General features: G+C 68.9%; 17 protein-coding genes. 6 read left to right on the top strand and 11 right to left on the bottom strand.

Annotated features, from left to right (window positions below):
* Positions 1-18: 18 nt before the first annotated feature.
* Positions 19-1,365 (bottom strand): ATP-binding protein, encoded by a 1,347-nt coding sequence (locus H0X90_RS16720; RefSeq protein WP_006493399.1) that lies wholly within the window; start codon positions 1,363-1,365, stop codon positions 19-21.
* 3 nt (positions 1,366-1,368) lie between these two features.
* Positions 1,369-2,031, bottom strand: coding sequence for a response regulator (locus H0X90_RS16725; RefSeq protein WP_006481728.1), 663 nt, complete (start codon positions 2,029-2,031; stop codon positions 1,369-1,371).
* A 187-nt stretch (positions 2,032-2,218) separates the two neighbouring features.
* Here H0X90_RS16725 and dacB point away from each other — a divergent pair, with 187 nt between their 5' ends.
* The 3 genes from dacB to H0X90_RS16740 all read left to right on the top strand — a co-directional run bounded on the left by dacB (position 2,219) and on the right by H0X90_RS16740 (position 6,233).
* Positions 2,219-3,751 (top strand): D-alanyl-D-alanine carboxypeptidase/D-alanyl-D-alanine-endopeptidase, encoded by a 1,533-nt coding sequence (gene dacB / locus H0X90_RS16730; RefSeq protein WP_006497334.1) that lies wholly within the window; start codon positions 2,219-2,221, stop codon positions 3,749-3,751.
* 332 nt (positions 3,752-4,083) lie between these two features.
* Positions 4,084-4,998 carry a sterol desaturase family protein gene (locus H0X90_RS16735; protein ID WP_077189704.1) on the top strand — a complete coding sequence of 305 codons (915 nt, stop codon included), beginning with the start codon at positions 4,084-4,086 and terminating at the stop codon, positions 4,996-4,998.
* 95 nt (positions 4,999-5,093) lie between these two features.
* Positions 5,094-6,233 (top strand): SGNH/GDSL hydrolase family protein, encoded by a 1,140-nt coding sequence (locus tag H0X90_RS16740; RefSeq protein WP_034201411.1) that lies wholly within the window; start codon positions 5,094-5,096, stop codon positions 6,231-6,233.
* Between the two features lie 90 nt (positions 6,234-6,323).
* Here the strand turns inward: H0X90_RS16740 and H0X90_RS16745 are convergent, their stop codons facing one another.
* From H0X90_RS16745 to H0X90_RS16785, 9 genes are all read right to left on the bottom strand, one after another.
* On the bottom strand, positions 6,324-7,352 hold the full coding sequence (locus H0X90_RS16745) for an L-threonylcarbamoyladenylate synthase (protein WP_077189705.1): 1,029 nt from the start codon (positions 7,350-7,352) through the stop codon (positions 6,324-6,326).
* 11 nt (positions 7,353-7,363) lie between these two features.
* Entirely contained in the window at positions 7,364-8,560 is a 1,197-nt protein-coding gene (locus H0X90_RS16750; protein ID WP_006481737.1) for a 5-(carboxyamino)imidazole ribonucleotide synthase, read from the bottom strand.
* Between the two features lie 90 nt (positions 8,561-8,650).
* Positions 8,651-9,172 carry a 5-(carboxyamino)imidazole ribonucleotide mutase gene (purE, locus tag H0X90_RS16755; RefSeq protein ID WP_006481724.1) on the bottom strand — a complete coding sequence of 174 codons (522 nt, stop codon included), beginning with the start codon at positions 9,170-9,172 and terminating at the stop codon, positions 8,651-8,653.
* 16 nt (positions 9,173-9,188) lie between these two features.
* Positions 9,189-10,079: a phosphoribosylaminoimidazolesuccinocarboxamide synthase gene (locus H0X90_RS16760; RefSeq protein WP_006477945.1), complete on the bottom strand. Its 891-nt coding sequence runs from the start codon at positions 10,077-10,079 to the stop codon at positions 9,189-9,191.
* A gap of 234 nt (positions 10,080-10,313) precedes the next feature.
* Complete coding sequence (gene fba, locus H0X90_RS16765) at positions 10,314-11,378, bottom strand: class II fructose-bisphosphate aldolase (protein ID WP_006481730.1); 1,065 nt, start codon at positions 11,376-11,378, stop codon at positions 10,314-10,316.
* Between the two features lie 317 nt (positions 11,379-11,695).
* Complete coding sequence (gene pyk / locus H0X90_RS16770) at positions 11,696-13,132, bottom strand: pyruvate kinase (protein ID WP_006493398.1); 1,437 nt, start codon at positions 13,130-13,132, stop codon at positions 11,696-11,698.
* A 284-nt stretch (positions 13,133-13,416) separates the two neighbouring features.
* On the bottom strand, positions 13,417-14,613 hold the full coding sequence (locus tag H0X90_RS16775; protein ID WP_006481732.1) for a phosphoglycerate kinase: 1,197 nt from the start codon (positions 14,611-14,613) through the stop codon (positions 13,417-13,419).
* Between the two features lie 280 nt (positions 14,614-14,893).
* The gene (locus H0X90_RS16780; protein WP_006477942.1) at positions 14,894-15,217 is read right to left on the bottom strand and encodes an AzlD domain-containing protein; all 324 of its coding nucleotides are present in this window, start codon (positions 15,215-15,217) and stop codon (positions 14,894-14,896) included.
* Positions 15,214-15,969, bottom strand: coding sequence for an AzlC family ABC transporter permease (locus H0X90_RS16785; protein WP_006481734.1), 756 nt, complete (start codon positions 15,967-15,969; stop codon positions 15,214-15,216). Before H0X90_RS16785 ends, H0X90_RS16780 begins: the two co-directional genes overlap by 4 nt.
* Before the next feature lie 207 nt (positions 15,970-16,176).
* On the opposite strand from H0X90_RS16785, the gene H0X90_RS16790 reads away from it, so the two are divergent.
* From H0X90_RS16790 to waaF, 3 genes are all read left to right on the top strand, one after another.
* The gene (locus tag H0X90_RS16790; protein WP_006481735.1) at positions 16,177-17,100 is read left to right on the top strand and encodes a branched-chain amino acid transaminase; all 924 of its coding nucleotides are present in this window, start codon (positions 16,177-16,179) and stop codon (positions 17,098-17,100) included.
* A gap of 50 nt (positions 17,101-17,150) precedes the next feature.
* Entirely contained in the window at positions 17,151-17,345 is a 195-nt protein-coding gene (locus H0X90_RS16795; protein WP_006482499.1) for a zinc-finger domain-containing protein, read from the top strand.
* A gap of 139 nt (positions 17,346-17,484) precedes the next feature.
* Positions 17,485-18,522, top strand: coding sequence for a lipopolysaccharide heptosyltransferase II (gene waaF, locus H0X90_RS16800; protein WP_006482498.1), 1,038 nt, complete (start codon positions 17,485-17,487; stop codon positions 18,520-18,522).
* The last annotated feature ends 104 nt before the right edge of the window (positions 18,523-18,626 follow it).

Genomic DNA, 18,626 nt, shown 5'->3' on the forward strand with positions numbered 1-18,626 from the left:
GCTGCCCGCGCCGCCCCTTCAGACGGTTTCGGACGGCTGCGAAGCCGGGGCCGGCATCTCGGCATCGCGGAACACGACGCTGACGAGCAGGCCGCCCGCGGCCGCATCGCCGAGCGACACCGTCGCGCCCTGCTGCGCCGCTACGCGCTTGACGATCGCGAGCCCGAGCCCGCTGCCCGACACGTCGGTGCGCGCCCGCGCCGTGCTGTCGCGATAGAAGCGGTCGAACACGCGCTCGCGCTCGTCGGCCGGAATGCCCGGCCCGCTGTCGCCGATCTGCACGCAGGCGCGGCCGGCCGCGTCGCGCGTCAGCGACACGTCGATGCGGCCGCCGTCCGGCGTGTATTTCACCGCGTTGTCGAGCAGGTTGCCGAACATCACGCGCAGCGCGCCGACGTCCGCGACGACGCTCGCCGCGCGCGTTTCCTCGAAGCCGAGATCGATGTCGCGCCGCTGCGCGAGCGGCGCATGCGCGGCCACGCATTCGGCGAGCAGCGCCTGCAGGTCGACCGGCTCGCGCATCGTCGCGCCGTCCGGCTCGGCGCGCGCGAGCGCGAGCAGTTGCTCGGTGAGGCGCGTCGCGCGCGACACGCCGTCCTGGAGATCCGCGATCGCCTCGCGGCGCGACGCATCGTCCTTCGCGCGCGCGACGAGCTGCGCCTGGATCTGCACGGCCGCGAGCGGCGTGCGCAATTCGTGCGCGGCGTCGGCGACGAACGCCTTCTGCGTGTCGAGCGCCGCCGACAGTCGCGCGAGCAGCCCGTTCAGCGCCCGCACGAGCGGCTGCACCTCGAGCGGCAGGCGCGCGTCGGGCAGCGGATCGAGCGCTTCCGGCCGGCGCGCCTCGACCGCGCGCGTCACGCGGCCAAGCGGCGCGAGCCCGCGCCCGACGATCCCCCACGCGGCCGCGCCGAGGAACGGCAGCAGCACGATCAGCGGCCACAGCGTGCGCAGCGCGACGTTCGCCGCGAGCCGGTTGCGCACCGACAGCGGCTGCGCGAGCTGCACGACGTTGTCGCCGACGATCGCGCCGTACACGCGCCATTCGCCGCGATCGGTGCGTTCGGTCGAGAAGCCGAGCTCCGCGCGCGGCGCGATCGGCGCACGCGGATGCGAGAAGTACATCAGCACGCCGTTGCGATTCCAGATCTGGATCACGATGCCTTCGTCGCCGTTGGTGCGCGAGCCGAACACCTGCGAGAACGGCTCCGACGGCAGCGCCGCGGCGATTTCCTGCAACTGGTAGTCGAACAGCTCGTTCGCCTCGGCGAGCGCCTGCCGGTAGATGAGCCAGCCCGCGGCGCCCACGCCCGCGACGACGATCGCGAGCAGCCAGATCAGCAGTTGATGACGAATCGACCGCACGCGTCAGCTTTCCTTGACGACCATGTAGCCGAGCCCGCGCACGTTGCGGATCAGGTCCGAACCGAGCTTCTTGCGCAGCGCGTGGATGTAGACCTCGACCGTGTTGCTGCCGATCTCCTCGCCCCAGCCGTACATCTTCTCCTCGAGCTGGCTCTTCGACAGCACCGCGCCCGGCCGCGCGAGCAACGCCTCGAGCAGCGCGAACTCGCGCGCGGACAGCGCGACGGGCGCGCCGTCGAGCGTCACCTGGTGCGACGCGGGATCGAGCGTCAGCGCGCCGTGGCGGATCAGCGACTCGCTGCGCCCAGCTTGACGGCGGATCAGCGCGCGCATCCGTGCGCCCAGCTCGTCGAGATCGAACGGCTTGACGAGGTAATCGTCGGCGCCCGCGTCGAGCCCCTTCACGCGATCGGCGACGGCGTCGCGCGCGGTGACGATCAGCACCGGCAGCGCGAGCCCGCGCCCGCGCAGCGTGCGCAGCACGTCGATGCCGTCGCGCTTCGGCAGGCCGAGATCGAGCAGCAGCAGATCGTACGTCTCGCCGCCGAGCGCCGTCAGCGCGGCGTCACCGTCCTGCACCCAGTCGACGGCAAAGCCGTCCGAGCGCAGCGCCTTGCGCACGCCCTCGGCAATCATTCGATCATCTTCGACAAGCAGAATCCGCATCGGGCCACGCATCCATGGGGCGAGTCAAACACGGCGACCATTGTAGCGCCGCGAATCGGGTGCGCGGCACCGTGCAATGCAACAGTAAGGCGGATTGCAAGGGGCCTACCCCGACTTGTCTCTACAATGTGCGCTTCGGCGCCCCCGCGCGTCCTGCCCGAGCCCCCTGCTTTTCCCGTATTCGCCCATGCCGATTTCCGATCTTTCCGCCCGGTTCGCCCCCCGCGCCCGCGTCTGCCTGCGCGCGGCCGCCGTCGTCGCCACCTGCACGGCCCTCGCGTTCGCGCCGTCCGCCCAGGCCCGCAAGAAATCCCACAAGGAAGCGCGCAAGACCGCCGTCGTGTCGCCGGCCGCACGCGCGGCCGGCCTGCCGGCCTCCGTGCTCGTCGCGCTGCAGCGTGCGAAGGTGCCGGCGTCGGCGATGAGCGTGGTGGTCGAGCGCGTCGGCGATCCGCAGCCGCTGATCGCGTGGAATGCGAGCCGGCCGATGCTGCCGGCCTCGACGATGAAGCTCGTGACGACCTTCTCGGGCCTGTCGATCCTCGGCCCCGACTACCGCTGGCGCACCACCGCGTACACGGACGGCACGGTCGACCCGGACGGCACGCTGCAGGGCAACCTGTACATCAAGGGCACCGGCGATCCGAAGCTCGTGCCCGAGGAGCTGATCGACCTCGTCGACAAGCTGCGCAAGGCCGGCGTCAAGCGCGTGGCCGGCGGCCTCGTGCTCGACAAGAGTTATTTCGCGGCGTCGACGCGCGACCTGCCGTCGTTCGACGACGATGCCAGCGCGCCGTACAACGTCGGCCCCGATCCGCTGCTGTACGCGTTCAAGGCCGTGTCGTTCACGGTCACGCCGGGCGACGACGGCAAGGTCGCCGTCGACGTGTTGCCGCCGCTCGCGGACCTGTCGATCGACAACCAGCTCGTCGAAGGTTCGGGCTCGTGCAGCGCGGCCGCCGCGGCCGCGCGCCCGACGCTGACGGCCGGCGGCGGAATCATGACGGCGTCGTTCGCCGGCGACTACCCGCTGCGCTGCGGCGCGCACACGACCAACCTCGCGATCCTCGATCACACGACCTTCTTCGCGCGCGGCTTCCTCGCGCTGTGGCAGCAGGACGGCGGCACGATCGCCGGGCCCGTGAGCGAAGGCAAGGTGCCGACCACCGCGCGGCCGCTCGCCGTGCATCACAGCCCGGTGCTCGGCAGCATCGTCTACGACATCAACAAGTTCAGCAACAACGTGATGGCGCGCAACCTGTTCCTGACGATCGGCGCGGTCAGCGGCAAGCCGCCCGCGACGCCCGAGCAGTCGAGCCGCGCGATCCAGGCGTTCCTGCAGAAGAACGGCATCGCGATGCCCGACCTCGTGCTCGAGAACGGCTCGGGGCTGTCGCGCGAAGAGCACGTGAGCGCGCTGTCGCTCGCCGCGCTGCTGCAGGCCGCGAACGCGAGCCCGGTCGCGCAGGCGTTCATCGATTCGCTGCCGATCGCGGGCATCGACGGCACGATGAAGAACCGCCTCACCAACGCGGGCGTGCTCGGCAACGCGCACATCAAGACCGGCACGCTGCGCGACGTGCGCGCGATCGCCGGCTACGTCGCCGGCGCGGACGGCCAGAGCTACATCGTCGTCAGCTTCATCAACAACGATCACGCGGAAGCCGCGCGCGCCGCGCACGACACGCTGCTCGAATGGATCTACGCGGGCGCGCACTGACGATCCGCGCACCGCGCGGCGGGCCGTCGTGACACGGCGGCCCGTGCGGCCCCGCAGTGCGTCACCCGCGAAATTTCGCGCCGCGCGGTTTGAAACGCGCGCCGCCACCGTCGCGCGACGCCTCGCGCGCTCGCCCCATCCTCAAAACGGGGCCACACCGCCCGGCCCCGTGCAGTACGGATTCCGTAGAAACCCTGTCCTCAGAGGGAACCCTCTACGCTGCCCCCTCGCCTAGCGCGTAGCGATTGCGTAGGCTGTTGGCCTGACGATATCTACAACGGGCCACACGCCCGGCCTGATGGCTTGCAGGGGAACGAAGGAGACACACGCCCATGCGATTCGACGTCGAATTGCTTCTGCTCGCGCTGGCGCCCGTCTTCCTGCTCTGCATCGCGTGGGAGGCCTGGCACCTCGCCCGCACCCGTGCGCAGGACCGTATCTACGCGTGGCGCGACACGCTGTGCAACGCGGCGCTCGCACTGATGCACCAGGGCGCCGACAAGATCGCGTGGCTGTTCGTGATTCCTGTCTATGCGTACTGCTACCGGCACTATCGCGTCTACACGTGGCACGACGGCTGGCTGTCGTTCGCGGTGCTGTTCGTCGCGCAGGACTTCCTCTACTACGTGTTCCATCGCGCGAGCCATCGCGTGCGCTGGCTGTGGGCCGCGCACGTCGTGCACCACTCGTCCGAGCGAATGAATTTCTCGACCGCGTTCCGCCAGAGCCTGATGTATCCGGTCGCGGGCATGTGGCTGTTCTGGCTGCCGCTCGCGTTCGCGGGCTTTCCGCCGCAACAGGTCGTCGGCGTCGTGCTGATCAACCTCGCGTTCCAGTTCTTCGTGCACACGCAGGCGATCGGCAAGCTCGGCTGGCTCGAATACGTGCTCAACACGCCGTCGATCCACCGCGCGCACCATGCGCGCAACGCGCGCTACATCGACCGCAATTACGCAGGCGTCCTGGTGATCTGGGATCGCCTGTTCGGCAGCTATGTCGAGGAAACGCCCGACGATCCGCCGCAGTACGGCATCGTCGAGCGGCTCGGCTCGAACAACCCGCTCGTCGCGACGTTTCACGAGTGGGTGTCGATGGCGTCCGACGCGTTGCGCGTCGGCGGATGGCGCAACAAGCTGCGCGCGATTTTCGGCCCGCCCGAATGGGCGAGCGCTTATCATGCGCAGATTGCCGAGGCCGCGAACCAGGATCCGCGCGCCGTGCCGCTGGCGGCTGCGCGCGATCGATAAACCGTTTCAGCCAACGGCCGCCGCGCAGCCCGGAACCGAGCAGGCACGCGGCAGATGAGCAACACATCAGGCCATATCTACGAGGAGATCGAACGATGCAGACACAACAACACGCACCTTCCCGCACCCGGCAGCGCATGCTGCGCACCGCGCAGGTCGCGATCGCCGGCGCCGCGCTCGCGCTGCTCGCCGCATGCGGCGGCGGTGACGACAACAACAACAGCAGTGCATCGAACACGCCGCCGTCGGGCGTGAAGATGCAGATCGTGTCGTTCGGCGACAGCCTGTCCGACGTCGGCACCTACTCGCAGATCAAGCTCGGCTTCGGCGGCGGCCGCTTCACGACCAACCCGGGCCAGGTATGGACGCAGAACGTCGCGCAGTACTACGGCGACACGCTGCAGCCCGCCAACCAGGGCGGCTTCGGCATCCCGCTGCAGGCCACCGGCGGCCTCGGCTACGCGCAGGGCGGCTCGCGCGTGACGCTGCAGCCGGGCATCGGCCATGCGGACGCGAGCGTGCCGAATCCCGACTACGCGCAGGCGACGACCACGCCGATCGCCGACCAGGTCAAGCAGTACCTGTCGCAATACGGCAGCTTCAACGCCGGCCAGATCGTGCTGATCAACGGCGGTGCGAACGACATCTTCTACCAGGCCCAGGTCGCGCAGGCGCAAGGCAACACGCCGGCCGCGCAGCTCGCGGCGGCGCAGGCGATCGGCCTGGCCGCGCAGCAGCTCGGCGGGATCGTCCAGCAGATCGTCGCGGCCGGCGCGACCCACGTGTTCGTCGCGAACGTGCCGGACATCGGCGGCACGCCGCTCGCGCTGCAAGGCGGCACGCAGGCCGCGTTCACGCAACTGTCCGGGCTGTTCAACAAGACGCTCGTCGGTACGCTCGCCGCGCTGAAGGTCGACCCGACGAAATATGCGGTGGTCGATTCGTTCACGTGGCAGGACGGCATCGCGGCCAACTACCAGTCGAACGGTTTCAGCGTGTCGAACACCGACACCGCCTGCAACCTGAAGGCGATGGTCCAGGCCGCCACGCAGTACGGCGTCGCGAACGCGACCGCGTTCGGCTCGTCGCTGTTCTGCTCGCCGCAGACCTACACGGTCGCGAACGCGGACCAGACCTACATGTTCGCCGACACGGTCCACCCGACGACGCGCCTGCATGCGCTGTTCGCGCAGTACGTCGAACAGCAGATCGCGAAGTCCGGCGTCGGCAAGTAAGCCGCTCACTACGCGCCCAAACGAAAACGCCTGACCGGTTCGCGCCGGTCAGGCGTTTTTTGTTTGCGTGGACGGATGCGCGTGGCTGCGTCAGTCGCGCGCTTCGAACGCCGCGGCCGCGCGGCCGAGGCGATCGTTGACCGCGATCCATTCGACGGTCTCGGGCAGCTTCTCGACGAGAATGCGCGCGACCTGCGCCCGGTCGAGCGCGCGCAGCATTCCGTACAGGTCGCGCGCATAGGCTTGCGGATCTTCCGGCGCCGCGACGAAGTGCACGCCGTCAGCCTGCGCCCAGCGTCCCGCACGCGACGCGCGGGCGACGAGCGCGATGCGTTCGCCGTCGGTTTGCGCGGCCGCGAGCAGCGGCTCGAGCGCGTCGAACGGCAGCAGCGCGAGCGGCGTGCGCGGCGCGTAATGCGCTTTCAGCGTGCCCGACGCGCGTGGGGCCGTCGCATCGCTGCCGTCCGGCAGCTTCGGGGCGCGGCCGAGCACGTCGGCGATCTGTTGCGGCGTCACGTGCCCCGGGCGCAGCAGCGCCGGGAAACCACGCGACAGGTCGAGAATCGTCGACTCGATGCCGACTTCGGATGCGCCGCCGTCGAGCACGTGCACGGTATCGCCGAATTCGTCGCGCACGTGTTGCGCGGTCGTCGGGCTCACGTGGCCGAACCGGTTCGCGGACGGCGCAGCCACGCCGCCGTGGCCGCCGCGCCGCGCGCTGAACGCGGCCAGCAGCGCCTGCGCGACCGGATGCGACGGGCAGCGCAGCCCGACCGAATCCTGCCCGCCGCTCACGGCATCCGGAATGCGCGCGTGGCGCTTCAGGATCAGCGTCAGCGGGCCCGGCCAGAACGCGTCGATCAGCGCGTGCGCGTCGGCCGGCAGGTCGTCGGCCCAGTAACCGGGATCGCCGCCCGGCGGCAGATGCACGATCACCGGATGGTTCGCGGGCCGCCCCTTCGCCGCGTAGATGCGTGCGACGGCCTCGGGGTTCGCCGCATCGCCGCCGAGCCCGTAGACGGTTTCGGTCGGAAACGCGACGAGCTGGCCCGCGTCGAGCAACGCGGCGGCCGCGTCGATCTGCGCGGGCGTCACGTGCTTCGGGAGATCGCTGGGCATCGGCCGGCGCCTCAGTCGAGCGGCACGCGCAGCAGTTGCGCGCACGCGGTGGCGGCGGCGACGGCTTCGTCGCGCGTCTCGGCCGTGAAGTTCACGTGGCCCATCTTGCGGCCGACGCGCGCTTCTTCCTTGCCGTACAGGTGCAGGTGGGCGGCCGGCATCGCGGCGACCGTGTCCCACGGCGGCGTGACGGCATCGGCCGCCGCACCGTTGGGGAACCACACGTCGCCGAGAATGTTCAGCATCGCGGCCGGCGAATGCTGGCGCGGGTTGCCGAGCGGCATGCGCGTCATCGCGCGCACCTGCTGCTCGAACTGGCTCGTTGCGCACGCATCGACCGTGTAGTGGCCGGAGTTGTGCGGGCGCGGCGCCATTTCGTTCGCGACGAACGAACCGTCCTCCAGCACGAAGAATTCGACGCACAGCACGCCGACGTAGCCGAGCGTATCGGCGATCCGGATCGCCGCCTGCTGCGCTTCCTCGACGCGGGCCGCATCGGCGGCCGGCGCCGGCACGACCGTCAGCGCGAGGATGCCGTTGTGATGCACGTTCTGCGCGAGCGGGAAGGCGGCCGAACGGCCGTCCGCGCCGCGCGCGATCAACGCCGACACTTCGTATTTCAGCGGCAGGCGCTTCTCCAGCACGCACGGCACGCCGCCGAGCGCGGCATGCGCGTCGCGCGCTTCCTGCGCGGTGGCGACCCGCACCTGGCCCTTGCCGTCGTACCCGAGGCGGGCCGTCTTCAGGATGCCCGGCAGCACCGCGTCGAGCGCCGCATCGTCAAGCGCGGCGAGCGCCGCCGCCGATTCGATCACGACGTGCGGCGCGACCGGCACGCCCGATGCCGCGATGAAACGCTTCTCCGCGATCCGGTCCTGCGCGACCGCGACGCAGCGGCCGGCCGGCGCGACGAACGTCGTGCGCGCGAGGAAATCGAGGCTCGCGGCCGGCACGTTCTCGAACTCCGTCGATACGGCCTCGCACAGGCCGGCCAGTTCGGCGAGCGCAGCTTCGTCGTCGTACGCCGCGCGCAGGTGGCGATCGGCGACCGCGCCGGCGGGGCTCGTCGGATCGGGATCGAGCACGGCGACGCGATAGCCCATCGACTGGGCGGCAAAGCAGAACATGCGGCCGAGCTGGCCACCGCCGACCATGCCCAGCCACGCGCCGGGCAGGATCGGGGAAACGGAATCAGGAGTTGCGGTCATGTCAGTGGTCGGTCGCGGCGGAACGCGGAACGGCCCGCCGCAGTGGGAAAATCCAGCGCCGGCCGCGTCGTGCGGCCGCGCGCCATGCCGTCATTCCAGCGGCGGCAGCACCATCGCGTGCGCGGCTTCGTTCTGGCGCACGCGGAACGCGGCGAGCCGGTTCGCGTAGTCGACCGAGTTGCCGGACAGGATCGACACCGCGAACAGCGCGGCGTTCGCGGCGCCGGCCTCGCCGATCGCGAACGTCGCGACGGGCACGCCCTTCGGCATCTGCACGATCGAGTGCAGCGAATCGACACCCTTCAGGTACTTGCTCGCGACCGGTACGCCGAGCACCGGCACCGTGGTCTTCGCGGCCAGCATGCCGGGCAGGTGCGCGGCGCCGCCGGCGCCCGCGATGATCGCACGCAGCCCGCGCTCGCGCGCCTTCTCCGCATAGTCGAACATCTCGTCGGGCATCCGGTGCGCGGACACGACCTTCGCTTCGTACGGCACGCCGAATTCCTGCAGGATGGCGACCGCATGCTTCATCACGTCCCAGTCGGAACTCGAGCCCATCAGCACGCCGACGAGCGGCGCGCTGTGCGTGTGGGCAGTCTGGATTTCGCTCATGTCGTATCTGTCCCGATCAGGCGAGCGACTGGCCCGTGATGCGCTCGAGCGCTTCCTGGTACTTCGCGGCCGTCTTCTCGACGACGTCGGCCGGCAGCGCCGGCGCCGGCGCCGTCTTGCCCCACGGCTGCGCCTCGAGCCAGTCGCGCACGAACTGCTTGTCGAACGACGGCGGGTTGGTGCCCACTTCGTACTGGTCGGCCGGCCAGAAGCGCGACGAATCGGCGGTCAGCACTTCGTCCATCAGGTACAGCTTGCCGTGGTTGTCGAGGCCGAATTCGAACTTCGTGTCGGCGATGATGATGCCGCGCGTCGCCGCGTAGTCGGCCGCTTCCTTGTACAGCTTGATCGAGATGTCGCGGATCGTCGCGGCCAGCTCGGTGCCGATGCGGCGCTCGGTTTCCTCGAACGTGATGTTCTCGTCGTGCTCGCCCATCTCGGCCTTCGCGGCCGGCGTGAAGATCGGCTCCGGCAACTTCTGCGCGTTCTGCAGGCCTGCCGGCAGCTGCACGCCGCACACGGCGCCCGACGCCTGGTATTCCTTCCAGCCGCTGCCGGCCAGGTAGCCGCGCACGACCGCTTCGATCATGATCGGCTCGAGGCGCTTGACGACCACGCCGCGGCCCTTCACCTGCTCGACTTCGTCGGCCGCGACGACCGCTTCCGGCGCGTCGCCCGTCAGGTGGTTCGGCACGATGTGCGCGAGCTTGTCGAACCAGAAGTTCGCCATCTGGTTCAGCACGCGGCCCTTGTTCGGAATCGGCTCGCCCATCACCACGTCGAACGCCGACAGGCGATCGGTCGTGACGATCAGGAGCTTGTCGTTGCCGACCGCGTAGTTATCGCGAACCTTGCCGCGACCGAGGAGCGGCAGCGAACGGAGCGTGGATTCGTAAAGGGTAGACATCGTCTTTTCGCAGATAAGGAGCCAAACAAAAAGGGAAACGCCGTTCCCCGCGGCAGGCGGGAACGGCGGTCTTGCAATACGTCGGCGAACCGGCGGGCGCAGCGCCCCGACGGCTGCCGGCCGGCCCTTGTTCGGCCGGACGGAACGGCTGCCGGGGCCGGATCGGATCCGGCCAGCCGGGCGGCCAGCCCATGCCCGGCGGCAGAACCGGGCGGGGCAAATCGTACTACAGTCTCAGCGCACGACCTGTGCGAGCGCGCCCGACTTGTACTGCTCGGCGATCTTGTCGAGCGACACCGGCTTGATCTTGCCGGCCTGGCCTTCGCAGCCGAACGCGAGGTAACGGTCGACGCACACCTTCTTCGCCGCTTCGCGCGCGGGCTTCAGGTAGTCGCGCGGATCGAACTTGCCCGGGTTCTCGAACAGGTAGCGGCGGATCGCGCCGGTGATCGCGAGACGCAGGTCGGTGTCGATGTTGATCTTGCGCACGCCGTGCTTGATGCCTTCCTGGATTTCCTCGACCGGCACGCCGTAGGTTTCCTTCATGTCGCCGCCGAATTCGCGGATCTCGGCCAGCAGTTCCTGCGGCACCGACGACGAACCGTGCATCACGAGGTGCGTGTTCGGGATGCGCGCGTGGATTTCCTTGATGCGCTGGATCGACAGGATGTCGCCCGTCGGCTTCTTCGAGAACTTGTACGCGCCGTGCGACGTACCGATCGCGATCGCGAGTGCATCGCACTGCGTGAGCTTGACGAAGTCGGCGGCCTGCTCCGGATCGGTCAGCAGTTGCTCGCGGGTCATCGTGCCTTCCGCGCCATGGCCGTCTTCCTTGTCACCCTTCATCGTCTCGAGCGAGCCGAGCACGCCGAGTTCGGCTTCGACCGTCACGCCGATCGAGTGCGCCATCTCGACGACCTTGCGCGACACGTCGACGTTGTACTCGTACGACGCGACCGTCTTGCCGTCGGCTTCGAGCGAACCGTCCATCATCACGCTCGTGAAGCCGCTGCGGATCGCGGCCGTGCAGACGGCCGGCGACTGGCCGTGATCCTGGTGCATCACGACCGGGATGTGCGGATACGATTCGACCGCCGCTTCGATCAGGTGGCGCAGGAACGGCTCGCCCGCATACTTACGCGCGCCGGCCGATGCCTGCATGATCACGGGCGCGCCGACCTGGTCCGCCGCCGCCATGATCGCCTGGACCTGCTCCAGGTTGTTCACGTTGAAGGCCGGCAGGCCGTAACCGTGCTCTGCCGCGTGGTCCAGCAATTGACGCATTGATACGAGAGGCATTGTGGAACTCCTTGGAATGAAAACCGGTGCGCCCTGACGCCGGCGCGGCACCTGCCCGGGTCTGGATCTGGGCAGCGCGGCGCGGCTGAGCGTCGAATAGCCGCATTTTATCGCGAAGCGCCTCCGATTCCGACCGCCCGGTGGCCCCCGCTCGCAATTTGTTACGTTCGCACGGCACAATGCGGCCAAAAAGGAGAAAAAAAGCCGCGCGGGGCTTCGGACCCCGCGCGGCTTTTTGCGCAAAAACGGTGCCGGATCAGCCTCGACCGATCCGGGTCGCCGGCTCGCAGGCCGGCTCAGCGAGGCTCAGCCGGCGCTCAATAGTGCTCGCCGACCCGCACGATCTTCAGCGTGTTGGTGCCGCCCGCCTGCCCCATCGGCTCGCCGACGGTCAGCACGACCATGTCGCCGTGCTGCACGTACCCCTGCTTGACGACGATCTCGAGCGCCGCCTGCAGCGCCGAATCGCGGTCGCTGTTGAAGTCGACGTGCAGCGGCGTCACGTTGCGGTACAGCGCCATCGTCCGCTCGCTGCCGACGCGCGGCGTCAGCGCGAAGATCGGCACGTGCGTGTAGTGACGCGACATCCACAGCGCGGTCGCGCCCGATTCGGTCAGCGCGACGATCGCCTTCGCGCCCAGGTGGTACGCGGTGAACAGCGCGCCCATCGCGATCGACTGGTCGATCCGCGTGAACGTGCGGTCGAGGAAATCCTTGTCCAGCTCGACTTCTTCGGATTTTTCCGCTTCGACGCACACGGCCGCCATCGTCTCGATCGTGACGACCGGGTACTTGCCGGCGGCCGTCTCGGCCGACAGCATCACCGCGTCGGTGCCGTCGAGCACCGCGTTCGCGACGTCCGACACTTCCGCGCGGGTCGGCACCGGTGCGTGGATCATCGATTCCATCATCTGCGTCGCGGTGATCACGAGCTTGTTCGACTCGCGCGCCATCCGGATCATGCGCTTCTGCAGCGCCGGCACGGCCGCGTTGCCGACTTCCACCGCGAGGTCGCCGCGCGCGACCATGATGCCGTCGGACGCGTCGAGGATGCTCTGCAGCGCCGGAATCGCCTCCGCGCGCTCGATCTTCGCGATCATCTTCGGCTTGATGCCGTACGGCGCGCCCGCGATGTTCGCGAGCTGGCGCGCCATTTCCATGTCGGTCGCATTCTTCGGGAACGACACCGCGACGAGGTCTGCGCCGAGCGACATCGCGGTGCGGATGTCTTCCATGTCCTTCGCGGTCAGCGCCGGCGCCGACAGGCCGCCGCCCTGGCGGTTGATCCCCTTGTTGTTCGACAGCTCGCCGCCCACCTTGACGATCGTGTGGATTTCGTCGCCGAGCACGCGCTCGACGGTCAGCACGATCAGGCCGTCGTTCAGCAGCAGCAGGTCGCCCGGCTTCAGGTCGCGCGGCAGTTCCTTGTAGTCGAGGCCGACGCGCTCGTCGTTGCCGAGCTCGCAGCCCGCATCGAGGATGAACGGCTGCCCGGGCACGAGCGTGGTCTTGCCGTTCTCGAACTTGCCGACGCGGATCTTCGGGCCCTGGAGGTCGGCCATGATCGCGATCTCGCGGCCAACCTTGCGGGCGGCCTCGCGCACCATTTCGGCGCGCTGGCGGTGATCGTCGGCCGTGCCGTGCGAAAAGTTGAGCCGCACGACGTCGAGGCCCGCCTGCATCATCTGCAGCAGAATCTCCGGCGAACTGGAAGCCGGGCCGATCGTGGCGACTATCTTGGTGGCGCGCTGCATGAAACTCCTCATCTGGATCAAGGTGGATGCGCTGGGTGAAACGCTGCGAGAGCCGGAATCGGCGGGCCCAGCGGCGGCCGTTCCGGGGGGCGTGCCGGTGCTTGCGCCCGGCATCGCTTTGTTCTGGATCTCGTGGTGCTGTGCGGCCGCGTCGCCGGCAGCCGCCGGTGCGCGCGGGGCGGTGTTCGCCCGCGCGGGCGCGCGTTTGCGCTTGCCCGCGCCGGCCGGCTGCTCCGCTTTCGCGGAGCGCGCGGCCTTCGTCACCCCTGCGCGCGCCGCCACGCTCAGGCCGCCCGCGTTTCGAGCACTTCCACCGCCGGCAGCTTCTTCCCCTCGAGGAACTCGAGGAAGGCGCCGCCGCCCGTCGAGATGTAGCTGACCTGGTCGTGGATGCCGTACTTCGCGATGGCCGCGAGCGTGTCGCCGCCGCCCGCGATCGAGAACGCGGACGATTTGGCGATCGCTTCGGCGAGCGTCTTGGTGCCGTTGCCGAACTGGTCGAACTCGAACACGCCGACCGGGCCGTTCCACACGATCGTGCCGGCCTTCTCGAGCTGGCTCGCGAGCGCCTTGGCCGTATCGGGGCCGATGTCGAGGATCATGTCGTCCGCTTCGATGTCGGCGACCTGCTTCACCGTGGCCGCGGCCGTCGGCGAGAATTCCTTGGCGGTGACGACGTCGGTCGGGATCGGCACCGAGGCGCCGCGCTCGCGCGCTTCGTCGATGATCGCCTTCGCCTCGGCGACGAGATCGGCTTCCGCGAGCGACTTGCCGATCGACAGGCCGGCCGCGAGCATGAACGTGTTCGCGATGCCGCCGCCGACGATCAGCTGGTCGACCTTGCCGGCCAGCGACTTCAGGATGGTCAGCTTGGTCGACACCTTCGAGCCGGCGACGATCGCCACCAGCGGGCGCGCCGGGTTGCCGAGCGCCTTGCCGAGCGCGTCGAGTTCGGCGGCCAGCAGCGGGCCCGCGCACGCGACGGGCGCGTACTTCGCGATCCCGTGCGTGGTCGCTTCCGCGCGGTGCGCGGTGCCGAACGCGTCGTTCACGTACACGTCGCAGAGCTTCGCCATCTTCTGGGCAAGTTCGTCCGAATTCTTCTTCTCGCCCTTGTTCACGCGGCAGTTCTCGAGCAGCACGACCTGGCCCGGTGCGACGTTCACGCCGTTCTCGACCCAGTTCGACACGAGCGGCACGTCGCGGCCGAGCAGCTCGGCGAGACGCTTCGCGACCGGCGCGAGCGAGTCTTCCGGCTTGAATTCGCCTTCGGTCGGACGGCCGAGGTGCGACGTGACCATCACGGCCGCGCCGGCGTCGAGCGCGGCCTGGATGGCCGGCACGGACGCACGCACGCGGGTGTCCTCGGTGATGTTGCCGTGATCGTCCTGCGGGACGTTCAGGTCGGCGCGGATGAACACCCGCTTGCCGGCGAGCTGGCCGGCGGCGATCAGGTCGGTAAGACGCTTGACTTGGCTCATGTTGGACAAATTGAAGTAGTGGATGGGGAAAGGGGGTTCACGCTGGACGTGCGCGGGCTGCCGCGAAAGGGCGCCGGATGCGGCCGTGGCTGGCGGTTCGCATGACGCGCACGGGTAAAAAATCTCGAACGGGCATTCTAGCCGATCCACCCGGCAGACTGACCCGTGCGGCGGCGAATTCCGCCTATTTGGGATCGCGCGCCGGAACCGACATATTGCCGCAACGCAGCAATTCGCCGACGCAACCGGGCGGCGCCGGGCGAGCCGGAACGGCGGCCCCTCAGAAGATCAGGCGCAACGCGGTGAAGACGAGCATTCCGACGACGATCGTACCGAGCATGCTGCGCCGCCACAAAAACCAGCCGAGGCCGGCGAGCGCCGCGTAGAACGGATGGTTGGACAGCGCGAACGACAGGCCGGCCGGCGTTTCGAGCACGTCGGGCAGCACGACGGCGACCAGCGCGGCGGCCGGCGCATAGCGCAGCGCGCGCTGCGCGCGTTCGGGCAGCACGGTGCGCTCGCCGCCGATCAGGAACAGCGCGCGCGTGACCGCCGTGACGATCGTCATCCCGACGATGACGATCCAGATCTCGGTCGCGCTCATTCGATCTCCTTTTCGTGCACGGTTTCGGTACGGATGCGCCGCCAGTCGGCCCGCTCGACGAAGAAGTCGGCCGTGCAGCCGGCCGCGAGCGCGGCGAGCACCGCGAGCGGCAGCGCAAGCCGGTACGGCAGGTCGAACGCGACGAGCGACACGATCCCGGCGACCGCGACGGCCGCGAGCGTCGAGCGGTTCGCGACCGCCGACACCATGATCGGGATCAGCGCGAGCGTGCCGGCCAGCTCCAGCCCCCAGCTCGCGGGAAAGAAGCTCGCGAGCAGGATGCCGGCGAGCGACGACACCTGCCACGACGCCCAGCTCGCGAGCGCCATCCCCCAGAAATAGGCTTCCTTGCCCGGCACGCGGCCGTACGCGAAGCCCTGTTTCTGGAACAGCAGGTAGATCACGTCGCCGTTGAAATAGCCGATCGCGAGACGCCGCCACAGCGGCAGGTAGGAAAAATGCGGCGCCAGCCCGGCGCTGAAGATCACGAAGCGCATGTTGACCATCGCGGCCGTGAGTAGCACGGTCCAGATCGGCAGCTTCGCCGCGAGGAGCGGCAGCACCGCGAGCTGCGACGAGCCCGCGTAGACGAACAGCGACATCGCGCTCGCCTGCCCGAGCGTCATCACGGACTTGCTCATCGCGATGCCGGTGACGAGCCCCCAGGACAGGATCGCCATCAGTGTCGGGGAATAGTCGCGCGCGCCCTGGATCAGCGCGAAGCGGTCGGTGGCGGACAATCGAGCGAGCATGGGAAAGCGGGCCGCAGCGGGCGGTTCGTCGGGACGCCGGCGCCTCCTGCCGGTGCGACCCATCGTTATTGGAATCGGTACCGGACGATTATAGCGCCGGCCCCGCGCCGTCCGACCGGATCGTCGCCAAATGACGCTAAAATACGCGTCTTTCCGGCTCAACGCTGCATACAACCCGCAGCACCTCACCGCTTCCAGGAGAATCCTATGTCAATGGCCGACCGCGACGGCAAGATCTGGATGGACGGCAAGCTGATCGACTGGCGCGACGCCAAGATCCACGTCCTGACCCACACGCTGCACTACGGCATGGGCGTCTTCGAGGGCGTGCGCGCGTACAAGGCGGCCGACGGCAGCACCGCGATCTTTCGCCTGCCCGAGCACACCAAACGTCTGCTGAATTCGGCGAAGATCTTCCAGATGGACGTGCCGTTCGACCGCGAAACGCTCGAAGCCGCGCAACTCGCGGTCGTGCGCGAGAACCGGCTCGAGTCGTGCTACCTGCGCCCGATCATCTGGGTCGGCTCGGAAAAGCTCGGCGTGGCGGCGAAGGGCAACACGATCCACGTCGCGATCGCCGCATGGCCGTGGGGCGCGTACCTCGGCGAAGACGGTCTCGCGAAGGGCATCCGCGTGAAGACGTCGTCGTTCACGCGCCACCACGTGAACGTGTCGATGGTGCGCGCGAAGGCGTCGGGCTGGTACGTGAACTCGATCCTGGCGAACCAGGAAGCGACGGCCGACGGCTACGACGAAGCGCTGCTGCTCGACGTCGACGGCTACGTGTCGGAAGGCTCGGGCGAAAACTTCTTCCTCGTGAACAACGGCAAGCTGTACACGCCCGACCTGTCGTCGTGCCTCGACGGCATCACGCGCGACACGGTCATCACGCTCGCGAAGGACGCCGGCATCGAGGTGATCGAGAAGCGCATCACGCGCGACGAGGTCTACACGGCCGACGAAGCGTTCTTCACCGGCACGGCCGCCGAAGTCACGCCGATCCGCGAGCTCGACAACCGCACGATCGGCAGCGGCGCGCGCGGCCCGATCACGGAAAAGCTCCAGTCGGCGTTTTTCGATATCGTGTCGGGCAAGAACGCGAAGTACGCGCACTGGCTGACGAAGGTCTGAGCGCGCCGCGCGACCGACCGCCCCACACAAGAGTGATAAGAGAAAGTCTCATGAGTGAAATCAAGGAAATGCCGCTGGTCGAGCTGACGGCCAAGGATCTTCCCGCCTACTGCCCGAACCCGGCCATGACCCGCTGGAACGCGCACCCGCGCGTCTTCATCGACGTGTCGCACGGCGAGGCGCGCTGCCCGTACTGCGGCACGCGCTACAAGCTGCGCGACGGCGAGGTCGTCAAGGGCCACTGAGCCCGGCGGCCGGGCCTGAAGGCCCACCGACCCGCAAGGCGGCGCAGCCGGAAGTCCGGCGCGCCGCCGTTCCCCATTCTGGCAACCCGAACGCGGCGCCCGAGCGCCGTGCTTCATTACGACATCGGAAGTCGACCTGATGCGTCGAGCGCTGGTTATCGCACCGAACTGGATCGGTGACGCATTGATGGCGCAGCCGCTTTTTGCGCTGCTGAAGAAACTCCATCCCCGCATCGCGATCGATGCCGTCGCACCCTCGTGGGTCGCGCCCGTGCTCGAGCGGATGCCCGAGATCCACGATGTCCACGCGACCGATCTCGCGCACGGCAAGCTGCAGCTGCTGCGCCGCTGGCAGCTCGCGAGCGACCTGCGCGACGTCGGCTACGACGCGGCGTACGTATTGCCGAATTCGCTGAAGTCCGCGGTGATCCCGTGGCTCGCGAACATCCCGCTGCGGATCGGCTATACGGGCGAGCACCGCTACGGCTTGCTCAACGTGCGCCACGCGAACCCCGACAAGTCGGGCGAGCGGCCGCCGATGACGACCCACTACGCGGCGCTCGCGTACGCGCCGGGCGCGAAGCTGCCCGAGTCGATGAAGACGCTGCCCGCCCCGCGCCTGGACGCCGACCTGAACGAAACGGCGCGGGTGTCCGCACGTTTCAATCTCGATACACGCAAGCCGCTCGTCGTGTTCTGCCCCGGCGCCGAATACGGCCCGGCCAAGCGCTGGCCGCCCGAGCACTTCGCGTCGCTCGCGACCATCGTGCACCAGTCGTTCCCGTATACGCAGATCGTCGCGCTCGGCTCGCAGAAGGATGCCGCGGCCGCGCAGGCGATCGCCGACCACGCGCCGAACGTGCGCAACCTGTGCGGGCAGACGTCGTTGTCCGAGGCGTGCGCGCTGATCGCGCGCGCGAACGCGGTCGTCACCAACGATTCCGGGCTGATGCACGTCGCGGCCGCGCTGCGCCGGCCGCTCGTCGCGTTGTACGGATCGACCGATCCGCGCCACACCCCTCCGCTGTCGGAGCTGGCGAAGGTACAATGGTTGCATCTCGAATGCAGTCCCTGCTTCGAACGCGAGTGCCCGCTCGGCCACCTGAAGTGCCTGCGCGAACTCGGTCCGGAGCAGGTATTCGGCGATTTGCGCGGCATGCTCGTCGGGCAGCGCTGACCCTGACCGGCAGCGTCGCACGGCGCGCCGGGCAATCCGATTCACCGGTGTGCGGCGGCTCGATCCGGGCCGCCGTGCTGAATACGGCGCGCGACGCGCGCGAG

Source organism: Burkholderia sp. 9775_39 (assembly GCF_015712225.1).
In the GTDB taxonomy this organism is placed as follows: Bacteria; Pseudomonadota; Gammaproteobacteria; order Burkholderiales; family Burkholderiaceae; genus Burkholderia; species Burkholderia cenocepacia.